Genomic DNA, 14,601 nt, shown 5'->3' with positions numbered 1-14,601 from the left:
CTTTCCCGGCCCCCGTGGCTTATCATTGCCACGTGAGTACCCGCCGACATGGACGTACCCGAGCACCTCGGGCATCGCGAGGCCGCCGAGGCGCTGCCGCTCGTGACGGAGTCGGCGGTGGTGACCGAGGTGGCGGCGATGGACGAGAACCGGACGGAGGCGGTCGAGGGTGCGCTCGAAGCGCTGTTCGCGCGCAACGGCGTCGGCGACTGGTATCGCGACCCGGCGGGCGAGGACGGCGAGGGCCTGCAGGGCGCGGACGTGGACTGGGACCGGGTCGAGTCGCGCGCCAGGGACGCCGGCTTCCCGAGCGACGACCTGGACGCACTGAGCGACCTCGTGGCGCGCTACGAGCGCCCGTACCCGTCGCTACTCCGAGTTCGCGTCCGCATCGAGGACGACGTCCCCTTGGACTTCGCGCCCGGCCAGTACGCGACCGTGACGTTCGACGGGCACCCGCGACCGTACTCAATCGCGAGCTCGCCGACCGCCGACGAGCTGGAGTTCTGCATCCGGCGCGTCCCCGGCGGGACGCTCACGAGCGACGTCTTCCAGTCCCTCGAGGTCGGCGACGAGGTGACGGTTCGGGGGCCGAACGGCGAGCTGGTTCTGGGGGACCCGAGCGAGCGCGACGTCGCGTTCCTCGCCACCGGCACCGGCGTCGCGCCGTTCAAGAGCATGCTCGACTACGTCTACGAGACCGACCGGCACGTCGTCGACGGCCACGAGCGCGACGTCTGGCTGTTCCTCGGCGCCGCCTACGAGGACGACCTCGCGTACCGCGAGGCGTTCCGCGAACTCGACCGCGAGCACGACGGCTTCCACTTCGTGCCGACGCTCACGCGCGAACGCCACCTCGGCGAGTGGACCGGCGAGACGGCGTACGTCCAGCGCGTCCTCCTCGAGTACGTCGCCGAGGACGCCGTGGACGCGAGCGCGCTCCCGACTGCACTCCGCGAGTACGCGAGCGCCACCCCGGCGCTGGACGTCGACACGCGCATCGACCCCGGGAACGTCGACGTGTACGCGTGCGGCGTCACCGCGATGGTCGACCAGCTCGTCGCCGCGACCCGTGCGATCGGCGTGCCCGACGACCGCACGCGGTTCGAGGGGTTCGGGTAGGTCCTCGACGACCGACCGTCACCCGATGAGTAGCTGCGAGAAGAAGAACAGCGGAATCGACGCGAACAGCGCGCCGAACAGGAGCGTCCCGACACCGAGCTTGAGGTACCGCCGCTGTGCCTCGCCTTCGCCGGCGTCGGCGACCACGAACGGCGCCCCGAGCGCTCGCGCCAGGACGCCACCGTCGTCCGAGCCGGTGACCGTCGGCGACGCGCCGTCGACGGCGGTCGTCGGCTTCGCCCGCCCGGCGACGTACGCGGTCGTCCCGGGGTCGAGTCGGCGTTCCGTGAACCGACGCCGGTCGCCAGTTCCGATGGAGACCGGCCCGAGGTCGAACGACCCCGTGTCGTGGTCAAGGTCGCTCCGCCCCGCGAGGAACTCGCGAACGCGCTCGGGCGGCTGCTCGCTCCGCCCGACGTCGATGCGGTAGTCGCGTTCCACGGAGAGACTCGACTCGGTCGGCACCACGCCGACCTGGCCCGTCCCGTCCTCGATGCGGAACGGCACCGTCTCCGTGCCCTCCACCTCCGTCCGCCAGTTCGAGCCGTCGTCGTCGTGGTGGTACTCCTCGACCTCGAACTCGTAGGCGAGACAGTCCTCGCCCGTGAACGGCGCCTCGACGGTGCGCTCGCCGACCGCGGCCTCCCCCTCGACCTCGACCATCCCCGACCCGACCGCGTGCGCGTCCGTCGGCGTCATCGACCGCAACTGGAGGTACGTCCGGAGGTTCGCCACCCCGTACGCGACGAAGCCGAGTCCGACCAGGAGGAACACGCCGAGGATCGCGACCGGTATGAGCCCGCCGTCGCCGAGCTGTAAGAGCGGTTCGAGCATACGCTCACACTCGACCGTCTGAAAGAAATATGTTCGGGCGCTATCGCGACGCTCCCGCGGCGACGAGCGCCGCGCTACTCAGTCGCGGCCGAGGATGCGCTTCCCGAGCGCGCTCGCGGCGAGCTCGGTCGCGAGACGCGCGGTCTCGTTGTGCTCGTCGAGGATGGGGTTCACCTCGACCGCCTCCATCGACCGCAGCGAGTCGTGCTCGCGGTCGTGCTCCGCGACGATCTCCATCGCCCGATGCGCCTCGCGGTACGTGACGCCGCCGCGGACGGGCGTCCCGACGCCCGGCGCCTCGTTCGGGTCGAGCCAGTCCAGGTCGAGACTGACGTGCACGCCGTCGACGCCGTCGGTCGCGATCGCCATCGCGCGTTCGGCGATGTCGTCGATGCCGTGCTCGTCGATGTCGCTCATCGTGAACGCCGTCCCGGCGCTGTCGCGGACGTCCGCGGCCTCCTGGTCGTCGACGCTCCGCAGGCCGACCCAGACGACGTTCTCCGGGTTCAGGCCGGACGCGGTCGCCCAGTCCACGCCCGCGAAGTCGCGGTGGCCGAGTGCCGCCGCGAGCGGCATCCCGTGGACGTTCCCGCTCGGCGACGTCGACGGTGCGTTGTAGTCGGCGTGCGCGTCGAACCAGACCGCTCCGATGTCCGCGTCCGCGGCCGCACCGCGCAGCGACCCGATGGCGACCGAGTGGTCGCCGCCGACGACCAGCGGCGTCGACCCCTCGGCGATGGCGGACGCGACCTCCTCGGCGAGTTCGTGACTCACGGCCTCGATCTCCTCGACGAACTTCGCCTGGCCCTCCTCGGGCACGCGCTTGTCCGCGTCCTGGGTCTCCGCCGGCGGTGCGGTCACGTCCCCGACGTCGGTACAGGTGACGCCCGCCGCCTCGAGCTGGTCGGCCAGGCCCGCGTACCGGACTGCCGAGGGCCCCATGTCGACGCCTCGCCGGTTCGCGCCGTAGTCGATCGGTGCGCCGATGATGCGCGCTTGCTCGGTCATACCGAGCGCTACTCGCGGTCCCCGTATCAAACCCCTCGTTCCGACCAAGCGGGTCCTCTCGTTCCGGTCGGGCGGCCCCCGGTTCCGACCGAGCGGGTGCGACTCGCGGGGTCGCGTGTGACAACAACGGACGTTTGAGGTACCGAGCCTTTTTAACCACTCTCCGTGGTACGTGGCGTCATGACGACGGCAGGTCGCTACGAGGGGTGGGCGTACGCGCCGCTGCGGTTCGCGGTCTGGGTGCTCGCCGCTATCTACCTCGGTCGCATCGGATACGACAACACGCTATACGACCTCGGAGAGCTCACCGCGCTCCGCGTCGTGGTTCGAACGGTCTCCATCGCCATCACGCTCGCGTTCGTCTACTGGAACCTGTTCATCGTCCCGGGGCAACTCCGGGGCATCATCTGGGCGACGGTCGCCCTCCTCGCCGGCGCCGTCCTCGTCTGGAAGTACATAATCGAGACTGGCGTCGAGTACCACGACGCCCGCGACCCCCTCAATCGCCGCCGGCCCCACGATTCCGACATCGAGTCGCTCGACCTCGGCCGGCGCGTCGCCGGGAAACGACTCGGCGACACCACCGACGACGACTGACACCGGGACCGGCACGGATCGGAGCGGCGCCGTGTCGTGGCCGGACGACGCCGTGTCGGGCCCGAACGACGCCGTCTCGGGCGCGAGGGACGACGGGACGGCTAGCCAGTACGGAACGTGTTTTTACTCTCTGCGCACGAACGCTCCCGTAGATGTCGCACACGTACCGGTACGACGGCTGGGAGTACGCACCGCTTCGACTCGCAGTGTGGATACTCGCCGCCGTCTACCTCGGTCGCGTCCACTACAACAACACGCTCTGGGACCTCCGCCGGCTCTCCGCGTTCGAGATCGCCGTCAAGACCCTCGCTATCGCGGTCGTCCTCGCGTTCGCGTACTGGAACGTCGCGCTCGCCGACCCCGACATCATCGCGATGATCTGGGGCGTCGCGTTGTTCTTCGCCGCGAAGGTCCTCGTCGTCGCCGGCGTCGTCAGGGTCGGCGGCGCGCTCGCGGACCACGAGCAGCGAAAGGAACGACGCCGGTTCGAAGCCGCCACCGCCTCCGACGCCGACGACGACTGACCGCCCGCTCGACGCCGCAGCGAGCCCGCAGTCAGTCCTCGAGGTACGGCTCGCAGACGAGCTCCATCCCCTCGCGGAACGACACCTCGGGCTCCCACCCGGTCGCCTCGTGCATCTTCGAGTAGTCCGCCATCGTGTGCTGGACGAACACGCTCTCGTCGATCGGGTTCTCGACGTGCTCCGGTTCGACGTCAGCCCCGAGGACGTCGTTCAGCGCCTCGACGACCTCGTTCGCCGTGTACTGCTCGCCCGTCCCGAGGTTGTAGATGCCCGTGAGCTCGTTGTCGGCCGCCAGCTCGCACCCGCGAACGATGTCCGAGACGTGCGTGAGGTCCCGCGAGTGCGTCCCGTCACCGTAGATGACCGGTGACTCGCCGCTCGCGATGTCGTCCGCGAACTGCGCGACGATGTTCGCGAACTCGCCCTTGTGCGCCTCCGCGCCACGGTACCCCTGGTACACGGAGAAGAACCGCATGCCGGCCACGGACATGTCGTGGTAGTTCGAGAAGTACTCCGCGTACCGCTCGCGGGCGAGCTTCGACGCCTCGTAGCCCGTGTTCGCCTCGACGGGCATCGTCTCCGGCGACGGCTCGTGCCGCGACCCGTAGATGGACGACGTCGTCGCGTACACGACCGTGTCACAGCCCGCTTGCCGGCACTGCTCGACGGCGTTCGCGAACCCTTCGACGTTCACGCGAAGCCCCTCGATGAGGTTCTCGCGGGAGTCCTCGTGCATCTTCAGCGAGGAGAGCGCCGCGAGGTGGAAGAGCACGTCCACGTCCTCGACCGGGAGGTCGTCGTCGAGCACGCTCGCCTCGACGTACTCGACGTCGTCGTCGAGGTTCTCGGGCGTCCCGAGGTAGCCGTCGTCGAGCGCGACGACGTCGTTGTCCGCCGCGAGATGGTTCGCGAGGTTCGACCCGATGAAACCGCCACCGCCCGTCACCAGAACCCGCTTGTCTTGCATACCGGGAACCGCACTGCGAACGGACAAATGGTTGTCGTTCCGCGCGCATCGACGCGGGCCGCAAGCGGGCGTCGGGGTCCCCACGGTTTTAAGGCCGGACGTGACATACCCGACGCTATGTCGTCGATCGAGCTCACCCCGAGTCAGAAGAACATCTTGCAGGCGCTCATCAACCTGCACCGAGAGAAAGAGGACGCCATCAAAGGCGAGGACATCGCGGAGCAGGTCGACCGGAACGCGGGCACCATCCGGAACCAGATGCAGTCCCTGAAGGCGCTCCAGCTCGTCGAGGGCGTCCCGGGCCCGAAGGGCGGCTACAAGCCGACCGCGGCCGCCTACGAGGCCCTGGAGATCCAGCAGATGGACGAGCCCGCGACGGTTCCGCTCACGCACGAAGGCGAGTCCATCGAGGACGTCATCGTCGACGAGATCGACCTCTCGAGCGTCCACCACCCCGAGCTGTGCCGCGCCGAGATCCACCTGCAGGGGTCGGTTCGCGACATCCACGAGGGCGACGCGGTGACGGTCGGCCCGACGCCGCTCTCGAAGCTCGTCATCGACGGGACCGTCGACGGGAAGGACGACACGAACAACATCATCATCCTCCGCATCGACAACATGGAAGCGCCCGCGGAGGCTCCCGAGCACTGACCGGCTGCCCGCCCGCGACGACACGGACCGCCCGACGACGGGGTGACAACGTATCGCACGACGACTCGCGTTTCAACACCTTTGTACCGGAGGGTTACTGACGAGACGATATGGCCACGAACGTCACCGTGCTCGGCGCCGGCTACGCAGGCGCTGGCGCGGTCAAGGAACTCCAGAAGCGCGCCGGCTCCAACGTCTCCATCACGTGGGTCGCGGACGTCGACTATCACCTCGTTCTCCACGAGTCCCACCGCATCATCCGGGAGCCGTCCGTCGCGGAGAAGATCAAGATTCCCGTGCGGGAGATCGCCGACCACAGCACGGAGTTCGTGCGTGGCGAAGTCGTCGGACTCGACGAGGAGGCGCGCGAGGTCGAACTCGACGACGGCGACACCATCGAGTACGACTACTGTCTCGTCGCCCTCGGCAGCCAGACGGCGTTCTTCGGCATCGACGGGCTCGAAGAGCACTCGCTCACGCTGAAGTCGGCTGACGACGCGCTCGCCATCCACGACGCCGTCAGCGACGCCGCCGCGGACGCGACCCGGAGCGACCCCGCGGACGTCATCGTCGGCGGCGCCGGCCTCTCCGGCATCCAGTCCGCCGCGGAGATCGCGAAGTTCCGCGACGAGAAGCGCGCACCGATCGACGTCCATCTCGTCGAGGGCTTGGACTCCGTCTTCCCGGGGAACGACCCCGAGGTCCAGGGCGCGCTCCGCAAGCGCCTAGAGGCGCTCGACATCAACATCCTCACCGGCGAGTTCATCGGCGAGGTCGACGAGGAGACGGTCTACATCGGCGAGGACGCCGAGATGGACTACGACGTCCTCCTCTGGACGGGCGGCATCACGGGCCGCGACGCGCTCGGGGAGACCGAGGTCGACAAGGAACACAACCGCTTCCAGACCGGGCAGGACTTCCAGACGACGGACGACCGCGTGTTCGCCATCGGCGACTCCGCGATCATCGAACAGCCCGGCGAGGACCCCGCGCCGCCGACCGCGCAGGCCGCGTGGCAGGCCGCGGACGTCGCCGCGGAGAACGTCGTCCGGACCATCGAGGGCCGCCGCCTCACGTCGTGGGTGCACGAGGACAAGGGTACCGTCATCAGCGTCGGCGACAAGGCCGTCGCGCACGACGTCCAGGCGTTCGGCGTGAGCGCGCCCGTGACGACGTTCGGCGGGTTCCCCGCGAAGAACCTCAAGAAGGCCATCGCCGCGCGCTGGATCGCGGACGTCGCCGGCTACGGCCGCGCCGTCTCCGCCTGGAGCATGCTCTAACGCTCGCAGCAGACCACAGCTCTCGCTCTCCGTCTCTCGGACCAAACGTTCAACTGCGGAGCCGCGGCCACACGCGGCGTGCGCTGACCGTTCGCGACGCGAGGGCCGAGGCGGGAGTGCGACGACCCCTCGCGGCGACCGTCTCGTCGCCTGTTCGCCAAGACCTTCCGTCGACGAGCGCCGTCAGTCGAGACTGAGGCCGGGATGCCAGTGGTCGACGCCGGCCTCGGCCTTCACCGCATCCATCTTCCGGAGGAGCTTCACGGCGAGGCTCGCGGTCTCGGCGGCGCGAGACTCGCCCTCGGTCCGGAACTCCCCGGTGACCCGGTTCGCGTACACCGAGCAGACCGCGCCCGCACGGAGCCCGTAGACGTTCGCGAGCGTGAGGATGGCCGCGGCCTCCATCTCGATGTTCTTCACGTTCGCGTCCTGGAGTTCCTCGACGAGCGAGTCCGCGCCAGCGGCCTCGAACCCCTCGAACCCCGGGCGGCCCTGGCCGGCGTAGAAGCTGTCCGCGCTCATCGTCAACCCGGTGTGGTAGTCGTAGCCGAGGCGTTCGGCGGCGGCGACGAGCGCCGCGACGACCTCGTTGTCCGCGACCGCCGGGTAGTCCTCGCGGACGTACTCGTCGCTCGTCCCCTCCTGGCGGACCGCGCCCGTCGTGATGACGAGGTCGCCGACGTCCATCTCCGGCTGGATGGCGCCACACGACCCGACGCGGATGTACGTCTCAACGCCGACGCGAGCGAGCTCCTCGACCGCGATGGCCGCGGACGGCGACCCGATACCCGTCGACGTCACCGAGATATCGGCGTCCTCGTAGTGCCCGGTCGCGGTCCGGTACTCGCGGTGATACGCCTTCTCCTCGTGGTCGTCCCAGAGGTCGACGACCTTGTCGACGCGCTCGGGGTTCCCCGGGAGGAGCACCGCGTCGCTCACGTCCTCGGGGCCGACCTCGACGTGGTACTGGACGTCCGCGTTCGGGTCTTCGCTGTCGCCAGTCATACCCTGCTCGTAGCGCGAGCGACCCTAAAAGGCTGCTGCGTCACGTCCACCGACCGCGTACGGGGTCCGGGACCGCTACCTGTCGAGGGTCTCCCGGCTGATGGTCTCCGGGATGAGGTCGCCGAGCGCGTGCTCTCGCACGTCGCCGTCGCCGGCGTCACAGATGACGCGGAAGTCCTCGTCGCAGAACTCCGCGAGCGTCTGCCGGCACATCCCGCACGGCGTCACGGCGTCCCGTTCGCCGGACGACACCGCGATCTTCGCGAACGATTCGTGGCCGTTCTTCAGCGCTTCGGCGATGGCGACCTCCTCGGCGTGCAGGCTGTTCGAGTAGTTCGCGTTCTCCAGGTTACAGCCCACGTAGACCTCGCCGTCCGCGGTCTCGATCGCTGCGCCGACGGGGTACTCGGAGTACGGCACGTACGCTTCGGACTGGACGGCCCTCGCGGCGTCGACCAGTTCGTCGTCTTCCATACGCGTCCGGACTGACGCCACGGGCAAAGAACCATCCGGTCCGCGGGTCGCGTTTTCTCGGTCCGAAAACACGTCTGAGCGTTTACGTGCTTTGCGGCGCGACGATGAGGTATGACTCGGAACTGGTATCGGTGGACGCTGTTCGCAGGGATCGGCGTCTGGGTCGGTGGCGTGCTCGCGACTCTCCTCGGCGTCGGCGCGGTCGCCCTCGCCCTCGGACCGTGGTGGGCTGGCGTCGCGATCGGGCTCCTCTCGGGGGTCGCCGGCGGGGTCGCCGGCGGCCGGGCGGCCTACGACCGGTCGATGCACGACCGCCTGCACGGGACGCTCGGGGTCGCGTCCTTCGTCGGTATCCCGGTCGTCTTCCTCGCCGTCGTGCTCGCGTACGTCGTCTTCGTGACCGCTCCGTCGGACGCCATCGTGGGGGCGCTCCTCGCCGGCGCGATCGCGTCGACAATCGGTGGGCTCGTCGCGCTCCTCGCGAACGTCCCGCTGTGGAAGTGGAGCGTGCAGGAGGGGTCGACGCTGTACGCGTCGTGGTCGGCGCGGCAACCGCCGACGCAGCGTCGCCACAGCAAGTACGCCGCCGGGATACTCGCCGCGATCGCCATCGCGTGCGTCCCAGCGGCGCTGGTGCTCGACCTCGAACTGGCGTCGACGAACTGGTGGCTCGCCCTCGCGCCGTTTACAGCGGTGGTCGCGAGCATCGACGGCGAACGAACCGTCGAGGTGCGGGACGGCGGCGTCCTCGTCGATTCGTCGCTCGTCGCCTGGCCGGACTTCGATGCCTTCGAGCTCACCGACGACGCGCTCGTCCTGCATCGAGCGAGTCGATACTTCGAGCGCGCGGACCGCTTCGACCGCGAGGACATCGAGGACGTCGACGCGGCGACCGAGGCACTCGAGCGGTTCCTGGACCGTCGAGAGCGGTGAGCGACGGCGAGTGGCCGTCACTCGAGGCCGTCGGTCAGTCGTCGCCGGACTCGTAGTGGTCGCCGGCGGCGTCGGGGATGCGGGTCTTCCCGACGAGCGCGAGGACGACGATGACGGCGACGAACGGCACCATCTGGACGAGCGACGGTGCGATGTTCAGTTCCGCGATCTGCTGGACGCGGAACTGGAGCGCGTTCAGGCCGGCGAACAGGAACGACGACGCGAACGCGCCGATGGGGTTGTAGTTCCCCATCAGGTACGCGGTGATCCCGATCCAGCCGCGGCCGGAGACCATCGTCTGGCCGCTCCCGATGAACTGCCCGACCTGACCGAGCGCGAGACCGGCGCCGCCGATGCCGGAGAAGACGCCGGAGAGGAGGACGCTCGCGTACCGGACGCGTCGAACGTTCACGCCCGCGGTGTCGAGCGCCTTCGGGTTCTCGCCGCTCGCGCGCACCCAGCGGCCGAACGCGGTGCGGTTGAGGACGTACCACGAGACCGGGACTGCGAGCAGCATCAGGTACACCGTCGGGTTCGAGTCGAACACGGCCGGGCCGAGGACGGGTATCTCGACGAGGCCGGGGACGACCCAGTTCTCGAGCGTCGGGACCGCCGGCGAGTTCACCGAGTCCCAGATGATCTGGCTCGCGAACGGCGCGAACCCGAGCGCGACCAGCCAGACCGCCAGCCCGGCGATGATCTGGTCGGCCTCGTACCGGATGGTGACGATCGCGAACAGGAGCGCGAGCAGCGTGCTCGCCAGGACCGCGCCGGCGAACCCGGCCCACGCGGCCGTCGACGGACTGACCGACCCCTGGAGTCCCCACGCGACCGCGATGCTCGTGAACGCGGAGGCGATGAGCAGGCCTTCGAGTCCGATGTTGATGACGCCGGACTTCTCCGCGAAGATTCCGCCGAGCGCCGCGAACCCGATCGGGACGGAGAGACGGAGTGCCGCGGAGAGCAGGCTCGTGTCGAGCTGGTCGACGAGCGCGACCACCCAGTCCACGGGGAACACGAACGCGAACACGAACAACGCGAGCACGACGACCGCGCCGCCTGCGGCGCCCGCGACGTACGCGTTCCGGTCAACCATCGTCCTCACCTCCGTCGGTCGCGACCGCGCGGTCCGCGTCCGGCCCGAGTGGCGTGTAGCGCGCGAGCATCCGGAAGAACTCCGGCATCGCGACGAAGAGGATGACGAGCCCGCGGAGGACGCCGACGAGCTGCTTCGGGACGCCGAGACTGAAGTCGATGGAGAGGCTCCCGGCCTTCATCACGCCGAACAGCAGTGCGGCGGGGATGACGCCGAGCGGGTTGTTCCCGGCGAGGATGGAGACGGTGATGCCGTCGAACCCGAGCGACGGGACGCCCGTCCGGTACCGTGTCATCACCATCATGACGTAGACGGCGCCGCCGACGCCGGCGAGCGCGCCCGACAGCGTCATGCTGGAGACGACGAGCCGCTTCGGGTCGACGCCCGCGTAGTCGGCGGCGGCGGCCTGCAGGCCGCTCGTCCGGACGTCGTACCCGAACGCGGTGTTCGCGAGCACGTAGTACGTCCCGCCGGTGAGCGCGAGTCCGAGCGCGAGTGCGAGGATAGAGAACTGCGCGCCCTCGAAGAACGGAATGATCGGTTTCAGGCGTGCGGCCTCCGGGATGGCGACCGTCTGGACGCTCCCGCTCCCGGGGTCCTGGTAGTACGTCGAGATGAGGAAGAACGCGAGGTTCGTCGCGACGAAGTTCAGCATGATCGTCGTGATGACCTCGTTCGCCTCCGCGTACGCCTTGAGCGCGCCGGGGATGGCGGCGTAGAGGCCGCCGAAGACGGCGCCGACGAACAGCGCGAACGGGACGAGGACGAGCGTCCCGAGGACGCCACCGGGTGCGAGCGGCGCGACGAACACGAGCGCGAGCGCCGTCGCGAGCCCGCCGAGGACGAGCTGCCCTTGCGAGCCGATGTTGAACAGGCCCGCACGGAACGCCACGGCGACCGACAGCCCAGTGAACAGCAGGAGGACGGCCTCCTTCATCACGAGTGCGACGTTGAACCCGCCGATGAACGGGTCGACGAACAGGTAGTAGTAGACGAGGAACGGGTTGTAGCACGACCCGAGGAACCCGCCGCTCGCACAGTCGACGACGAGCCCGGAGAGGTACACGAGGACGCTCCCGACGAGGACGCTCGCGACGAACGCCGCGACGCTGATGAACACGCGCTCCTTGGCGTCCGCGGTGACGATCCGGGACGCCGCGGACTCGGACCACGACGGGATGTCGCGGTCGTCGACCTCGGTGGTCGCCGGCTCGTCGCCGGCGCCCCCGGCAGGTGCGTTCGACGGGTCGGCGTCGTCGCCGGACCGGTCCGGCTGGTCGTCGGTCATGCGTCGTCACCTCGTGCCGGCGCCGCGTCGACGGTAGCGACGGTCTCGCCACCCATGAGGAGTCCGAGCTCCTCCTCGGTCGTCGTCGCCGGGTCGACGACGTCGACGAACTCGCCGTCGTGCACGACCGCGAGCCGATCCGAGAGCGACTGGACCTCGTCGAGCTTCGAGGACACGAGCAGTATCGCCTTCCCGCGCGCTCGCAGGTCGAGCAGTTGCTCGTGGATGAACTCCACGCTCCCGATGTCGACGCCGCGCGTCGGATGCGACGCCACGACGACCTCGGGGTCCTGACTGAACTCGCGACCGACGATGAACTTCTGCTGGTTCCCGCCCGAGAGGCTCTTCGCGCTCGCACTCGGGTCCGGCGGGCGAACGTCGTACTCCTCGATGACGTCGGTCACGTGCCCGTACGTTCCCTCCCAGTCGATGCGGCCGTTCGGCGCGAACTCGGGGTCGTGTTGCTTCCCGAGCAAGCCGTTCTCGACGAGGTCGTAGTCCATCACGAGGCCGCGCTCCTGGCGGTCCTCCGGGACGTACGCCATCCCGCGAGCGATGAGACTCCGACGGGACGCGTCCGTCACGTCCTCGCCGTCGAACGCGACCGTTCCCGACTCGGCGTCCCTGAGGCCCGTGACGGCTTCGACGAGCTCGCTCTGACCGTTCCCGTCCACGCCGGCGATACCGAACACCTCGCCCTCGTGGACGTCGAAACTCACGTCGTCGACCGCGACGACGTCGCGCTCGTCGCGGACCGTCAGGTCCGACACCGAGAGCGCGGACGCACCCGTCGACGTCGACGCCTTGTCGACGTCGAGCAGGACCTCACGGCCGACCATCAGCTCCGCGAGCTCCTCGCGGCTCGTCGCGTCCGCGTCAACCGTCCCGACGTTCACGCCGTCCCGGAGCACGGTGATGTCGTCGGCCGCGCCCATCGCCTCGTCGAGCTTGTGCGAGATGAAGATGATCGTCTTCCCCTGCGACGTCAACTCCTCGAACACCGCGAACAGCTCCTCGACCTCCTGCGGCGTCAGCACGGCCGTCGGCTCGTCGAGGATGAGGACGTCCGCACCGCGGTACAGCGCCTTCAGTATCTCCACGCGCTGCTGTTCCCCGACGCTGATGTCCTCGATGGCGGCATCGGGCTCCACATCGAACCCGTACCGGTCGGCGAGTTCGACGACCGCCTCCCGGGACGCCTCGCGGTCCACCGCGAGCCCGCCCCACTTCCGGGGTTCGTTCCCGAGGACGACGTTCTCCGTCACCGTCATCGGGTCGACGAGCATGAAGTGCTGGTGGATCATGCCGACCCCCGCGTCGATCGCGTCCCGCGGCGAATCGAAGTCCATCGCCTCGCCGTCCAGCCGAACGACGCCCTCCGTCGGCTCGTAGAGCCCGTAGAGGACGTTCATCAGCGTCGTCTTCCCGGCGCCGTTCTCCCCGAGGAGGGCGTGCACCGAGCCCTCCTCGACGCGGAGGTCGACGTCGTCGTTCGCGACCACGCCCGGGAAGCGCTTCGTGATGCCGTCGAGATGCACCGCGAGCGAACTCACGGCCACGTCCCTCCCCGGACTACGCGCGCGTCACTTCCGTGCCTGCCCGTCGTCGTGGATTCGGTCATGAAGGAATCGGTGAGAGGTAACCGCTCAGGCCTTTTCCGGGTTCGTCGGCACCGAGATGTCGCCGTCGACGATACTGGACTTGGACTCCTCGAGTGCGCTCGTGACCTCGCTCGGGATCTCCGACCCGAGCGCCTGTCCGAGCACGGCCTCGACGCCGCCTCGCTCCAGGCCGAGTGCACTCACTTCACCACCCGCGTGCTCGTCGTTCACGACGTTCTCGACGCTCGTGAGGACCGCGGTGTCGACGTGCTTGACCATGCTCGCGAGGATGACGTCCTTGTACTCCTTCGCGGACTTGGACTGGTCGGAGTCGACGCCGATGGCGTACCGACCGCGCTCCTGGGCCGCACCGAAGACGCCCGTCCCGGTTCCGCCCGCGGCGTGGTAGACGATGTCCGCGCCGTTGTCGTACATCGAGAGCGCGATCTCCTTGCCCTTCGCGGGGTCGCTCCACGAGCCCGCGTACGCCGAGCGGACCTTCACGTCGCCGGCGTGCTTCGCGCCGGCGATGAAGCCAGCTTCGAACTTCTTGATGAGCGAGTTCTCCTTCCCGCCGACGAACCCGACCGTCGCCGCGTCCGTGTTCGTCGACGCGTCGGTCATGTCGTCGCCGCCCGTCGAGAAGTCACGCTGCGTGAGCAGGCCCGCCATGTGCCCAACCTGGAACGAGCCGAGTTGCTCCTTGAAGACGTAACTCGCGACGTTGTCGCTCTCGACGACGGAGTCGACGATCATGAACTGCTGGTCGGAGTACTGGTCGGCGTTCTCCGAGAGCGCCTCCGACTGCGCGAACCCGACACAACACACGAGGTCGTAGTCCGGGTTGCTCGAGTCGGCGAACTTCTTCTGGAGCGTCGGGAACTCGCTGTTCCCCGAGGGCTCGGCGCCCTGGTAGTTGATGTCGTGGTCCTCGATGGCCTGGTCGATGCCCTGCTTGGCCATGTCGTTGAACGCCTTGTCGCCGAGACCACCGAGAGCGTACACGACGCCGACGTTCGTGCCGTCACTTCCAGAGCCGCCGAGACTCGAGAGACAGCCAGCGGTTGTCGCCGCGCCGATGCCAGCCGCACTCGCCAGGAACTTCCGCCTGTTCGAAGGCATTACGTCCAATTCATGCAGGATGCCGAATTAAACCCGTCGGAACGCAATCCAATGGTTGCAGCCCCTAACTATATATCCGCCACCGGCTTCGATACTTTA

Annotated in this window: 15 protein-coding genes; 6 read left to right on the top strand and 9 right to left on the bottom strand. The window is 68.8% G+C overall.

What is annotated here, in order from left to right:
• Positions 1 to 48 precede the first annotated feature (48 nt).
• Positions 49 to 1,122: a ferredoxin--NADP reductase gene (locus SM754_RS12710; protein WP_323676608.1), complete on the top strand. Its 1,074-nt coding sequence runs from the start codon at positions 49 to 51 to the stop codon at positions 1,120 to 1,122.
• Between the two features lie 18 nt (positions 1,123 to 1,140).
• On the opposite strand, the gene SM754_RS12705 is transcribed toward SM754_RS12710, so the two are convergent.
• Both SM754_RS12705 and rocF read right to left on the bottom strand, forming a co-directional pair.
• The gene (locus SM754_RS12705; RefSeq protein WP_323676607.1) at positions 1,141 to 1,956 is read right to left on the bottom strand and encodes a GIDE domain-containing protein; all 816 of its coding nucleotides are present in this window, start codon (positions 1,954 to 1,956) and stop codon (positions 1,141 to 1,143) included.
• 78 nt (positions 1,957 to 2,034) lie between these two features.
• Positions 2,035 to 2,964 (bottom strand): arginase, encoded by a 930-nt coding sequence (rocF, locus tag SM754_RS12700; protein WP_323676606.1) that lies wholly within the window; start codon positions 2,962 to 2,964, stop codon positions 2,035 to 2,037.
• Between the two features lie 180 nt (positions 2,965 to 3,144).
• Between rocF and SM754_RS12695 the strand changes: the two genes are divergently transcribed.
• Positions 3,145 to 3,561, top strand: a complete 417-nt coding sequence (locus tag SM754_RS12695; protein WP_323676605.1) for a hypothetical protein — start codon at positions 3,145 to 3,147, stop codon at positions 3,559 to 3,561.
• Positions 3,562 to 3,713: 152 nt separating this feature from the next.
• Positions 3,714 to 4,085, top strand: coding sequence for a hypothetical protein (locus SM754_RS12690; protein ID WP_323676604.1), 372 nt, complete (start codon positions 3,714 to 3,716; stop codon positions 4,083 to 4,085).
• Positions 4,086 to 4,116: 31 nt separating this feature from the next.
• On the opposite strand, the gene SM754_RS12685 is transcribed toward SM754_RS12690, so the two are convergent.
• Positions 4,117 to 5,052, bottom strand: a complete 936-nt coding sequence (locus SM754_RS12685) for an NAD-dependent epimerase/dehydratase family protein (RefSeq protein ID WP_323676603.1) — start codon at positions 5,050 to 5,052, stop codon at positions 4,117 to 4,119.
• A 117-nt stretch (positions 5,053 to 5,169) separates the two neighbouring features.
• On the opposite strand from SM754_RS12685, the gene SM754_RS12680 reads away from it, so the two are divergent.
• Positions 5,170 to 5,703 carry an Rrf2 family transcriptional regulator gene (locus tag SM754_RS12680; RefSeq protein ID WP_323676602.1) on the top strand — a complete coding sequence of 178 codons (534 nt, stop codon included), beginning with the start codon at positions 5,170 to 5,172 and terminating at the stop codon, positions 5,701 to 5,703.
• Between the two features lie 110 nt (positions 5,704 to 5,813).
• Entirely contained in the window at positions 5,814 to 6,983 is a 1,170-nt protein-coding gene (locus SM754_RS12675; RefSeq protein WP_323676601.1) for an NAD(P)/FAD-dependent oxidoreductase, read from the top strand.
• 183 nt (positions 6,984 to 7,166) lie between these two features.
• Here the strand turns inward: SM754_RS12675 and SM754_RS12670 are convergent, their stop codons facing one another.
• Both SM754_RS12670 and cdd read right to left on the bottom strand, forming a co-directional pair.
• Positions 7,167 to 7,988 carry a nucleoside phosphorylase gene (locus SM754_RS12670; RefSeq protein WP_323676600.1) on the bottom strand — a complete coding sequence of 274 codons (822 nt, stop codon included), beginning with the start codon at positions 7,986 to 7,988 and terminating at the stop codon, positions 7,167 to 7,169.
• Positions 7,989 to 8,063: 75 nt separating this feature from the next.
• Positions 8,064 to 8,462, bottom strand: a complete 399-nt coding sequence (gene cdd, locus SM754_RS12665; protein WP_501993783.1) for a cytidine deaminase — start codon at positions 8,460 to 8,462, stop codon at positions 8,064 to 8,066.
• A 111-nt stretch (positions 8,463 to 8,573) separates the two neighbouring features.
• Between cdd and SM754_RS12660 the strand changes: the two genes are divergently transcribed.
• Positions 8,574 to 9,395, top strand: coding sequence for a hypothetical protein (locus SM754_RS12660; RefSeq protein WP_323676598.1), 822 nt, complete (start codon positions 8,574 to 8,576; stop codon positions 9,393 to 9,395).
• Positions 9,396 to 9,429: 34 nt separating this feature from the next.
• On the opposite strand, the gene SM754_RS12655 is transcribed toward SM754_RS12660, so the two are convergent.
• The 4 genes from SM754_RS12655 to SM754_RS12640 form a co-directional block, all read right to left on the bottom strand.
• Positions 9,430 to 10,491 (bottom strand): ABC transporter permease, encoded by a 1,062-nt coding sequence (locus SM754_RS12655; protein WP_323676597.1) that lies wholly within the window; start codon positions 10,489 to 10,491, stop codon positions 9,430 to 9,432.
• Complete coding sequence (locus SM754_RS12650; RefSeq protein WP_323676596.1) at positions 10,484 to 11,779, bottom strand: ABC transporter permease; 1,296 nt, start codon at positions 11,777 to 11,779, stop codon at positions 10,484 to 10,486. Before SM754_RS12650 ends, SM754_RS12655 begins: the two co-directional genes overlap by 8 nt.
• Positions 11,776 to 13,332 carry an ABC transporter ATP-binding protein gene (locus SM754_RS12645; protein WP_501993782.1) on the bottom strand — a complete coding sequence of 519 codons (1,557 nt, stop codon included), beginning with the start codon at positions 13,330 to 13,332 and terminating at the stop codon, positions 11,776 to 11,778. The genes SM754_RS12650 and SM754_RS12645 overlap by 4 nt, the downstream gene beginning before the upstream one ends.
• 93 nt (positions 13,333 to 13,425) lie before the next feature.
• Positions 13,426 to 14,502: a BMP family lipoprotein gene (locus tag SM754_RS12640; RefSeq protein ID WP_323676594.1), complete on the bottom strand. Its 1,077-nt coding sequence runs from the start codon at positions 14,500 to 14,502 to the stop codon at positions 13,426 to 13,428.
• Positions 14,503 to 14,601: the final 99 nt, after the last annotated feature.

The sequence above is a fragment of the Halorubellus amylolyticus genome (genome assembly GCF_034808145.1).
Taxonomy (GTDB): Archaea; Halobacteriota; Halobacteria; order Halobacteriales; family Natrialbaceae; genus Halorubellus.
This window is presented reverse-complemented; position numbering and strand designations above follow the sequence as displayed.

What these genes read in the sequence shown, in the direction of transcription:
- SM754_RS12710 (WP_323676608.1), top strand. Translation starts at nt 49, where the DNA reads ATGGACGTACCCGAGCACCTCGGGCATCGCGAGGCCGCCGAGGCGCTG.
- SM754_RS12690 (WP_323676604.1), top strand. Translation starts at nt 3,714, where the DNA reads ATGTCGCACACGTACCGGTACGACGGCTGGGAGTACGCACCGCTTCGA.
- rocF (WP_323676606.1), bottom strand. Translation starts at nt 2,964, where the DNA reads ATGACCGAGCAAGCGCGCATCATCGGCGCACCGATCGACTACGGCGCG.
- SM754_RS12650 (WP_323676596.1), bottom strand. Translation starts at nt 11,779, where the DNA reads ATGACCGACGACCAGCCGGACCGGTCCGGCGACGACGCCGACCCGTCG.
- SM754_RS12675 (WP_323676601.1), top strand. Translation starts at nt 5,814, where the DNA reads ATGGCCACGAACGTCACCGTGCTCGGCGCCGGCTACGCAGGCGCTGGC.
- SM754_RS12640 (WP_323676594.1), bottom strand. Translation starts at nt 14,502, where the DNA reads ATGCCTTCGAACAGGCGGAAGTTCCTGGCGAGTGCGGCTGGCATCGGC.
- SM754_RS12680 (WP_323676602.1), top strand. Translation starts at nt 5,170, where the DNA reads ATGTCGTCGATCGAGCTCACCCCGAGTCAGAAGAACATCTTGCAGGCG.
- SM754_RS12685 (WP_323676603.1), bottom strand. Translation starts at nt 5,052, where the DNA reads ATGCAAGACAAGCGGGTTCTGGTGACGGGCGGTGGCGGTTTCATCGGG.
- cdd (WP_501993783.1), bottom strand. Translation starts at nt 8,462, where the DNA reads ATGGAAGACGACGAACTGGTCGACGCCGCGAGGGCCGTCCAGTCCGAA.
- SM754_RS12670 (WP_323676600.1), bottom strand. Translation starts at nt 7,988, where the DNA reads ATGACTGGCGACAGCGAAGACCCGAACGCGGACGTCCAGTACCACGTC.
- SM754_RS12705 (WP_323676607.1), bottom strand. Translation starts at nt 1,956, where the DNA reads ATGCTCGAACCGCTCTTACAGCTCGGCGACGGCGGGCTCATACCGGTC.
- SM754_RS12655 (WP_323676597.1), bottom strand. Translation starts at nt 10,491, where the DNA reads ATGGTTGACCGGAACGCGTACGTCGCGGGCGCCGCAGGCGGCGCGGTC.
- SM754_RS12660 (WP_323676598.1), top strand. Translation starts at nt 8,574, where the DNA reads ATGACTCGGAACTGGTATCGGTGGACGCTGTTCGCAGGGATCGGCGTC.
- SM754_RS12695 (WP_323676605.1), top strand. Translation starts at nt 3,145, where the DNA reads ATGACGACGGCAGGTCGCTACGAGGGGTGGGCGTACGCGCCGCTGCGG.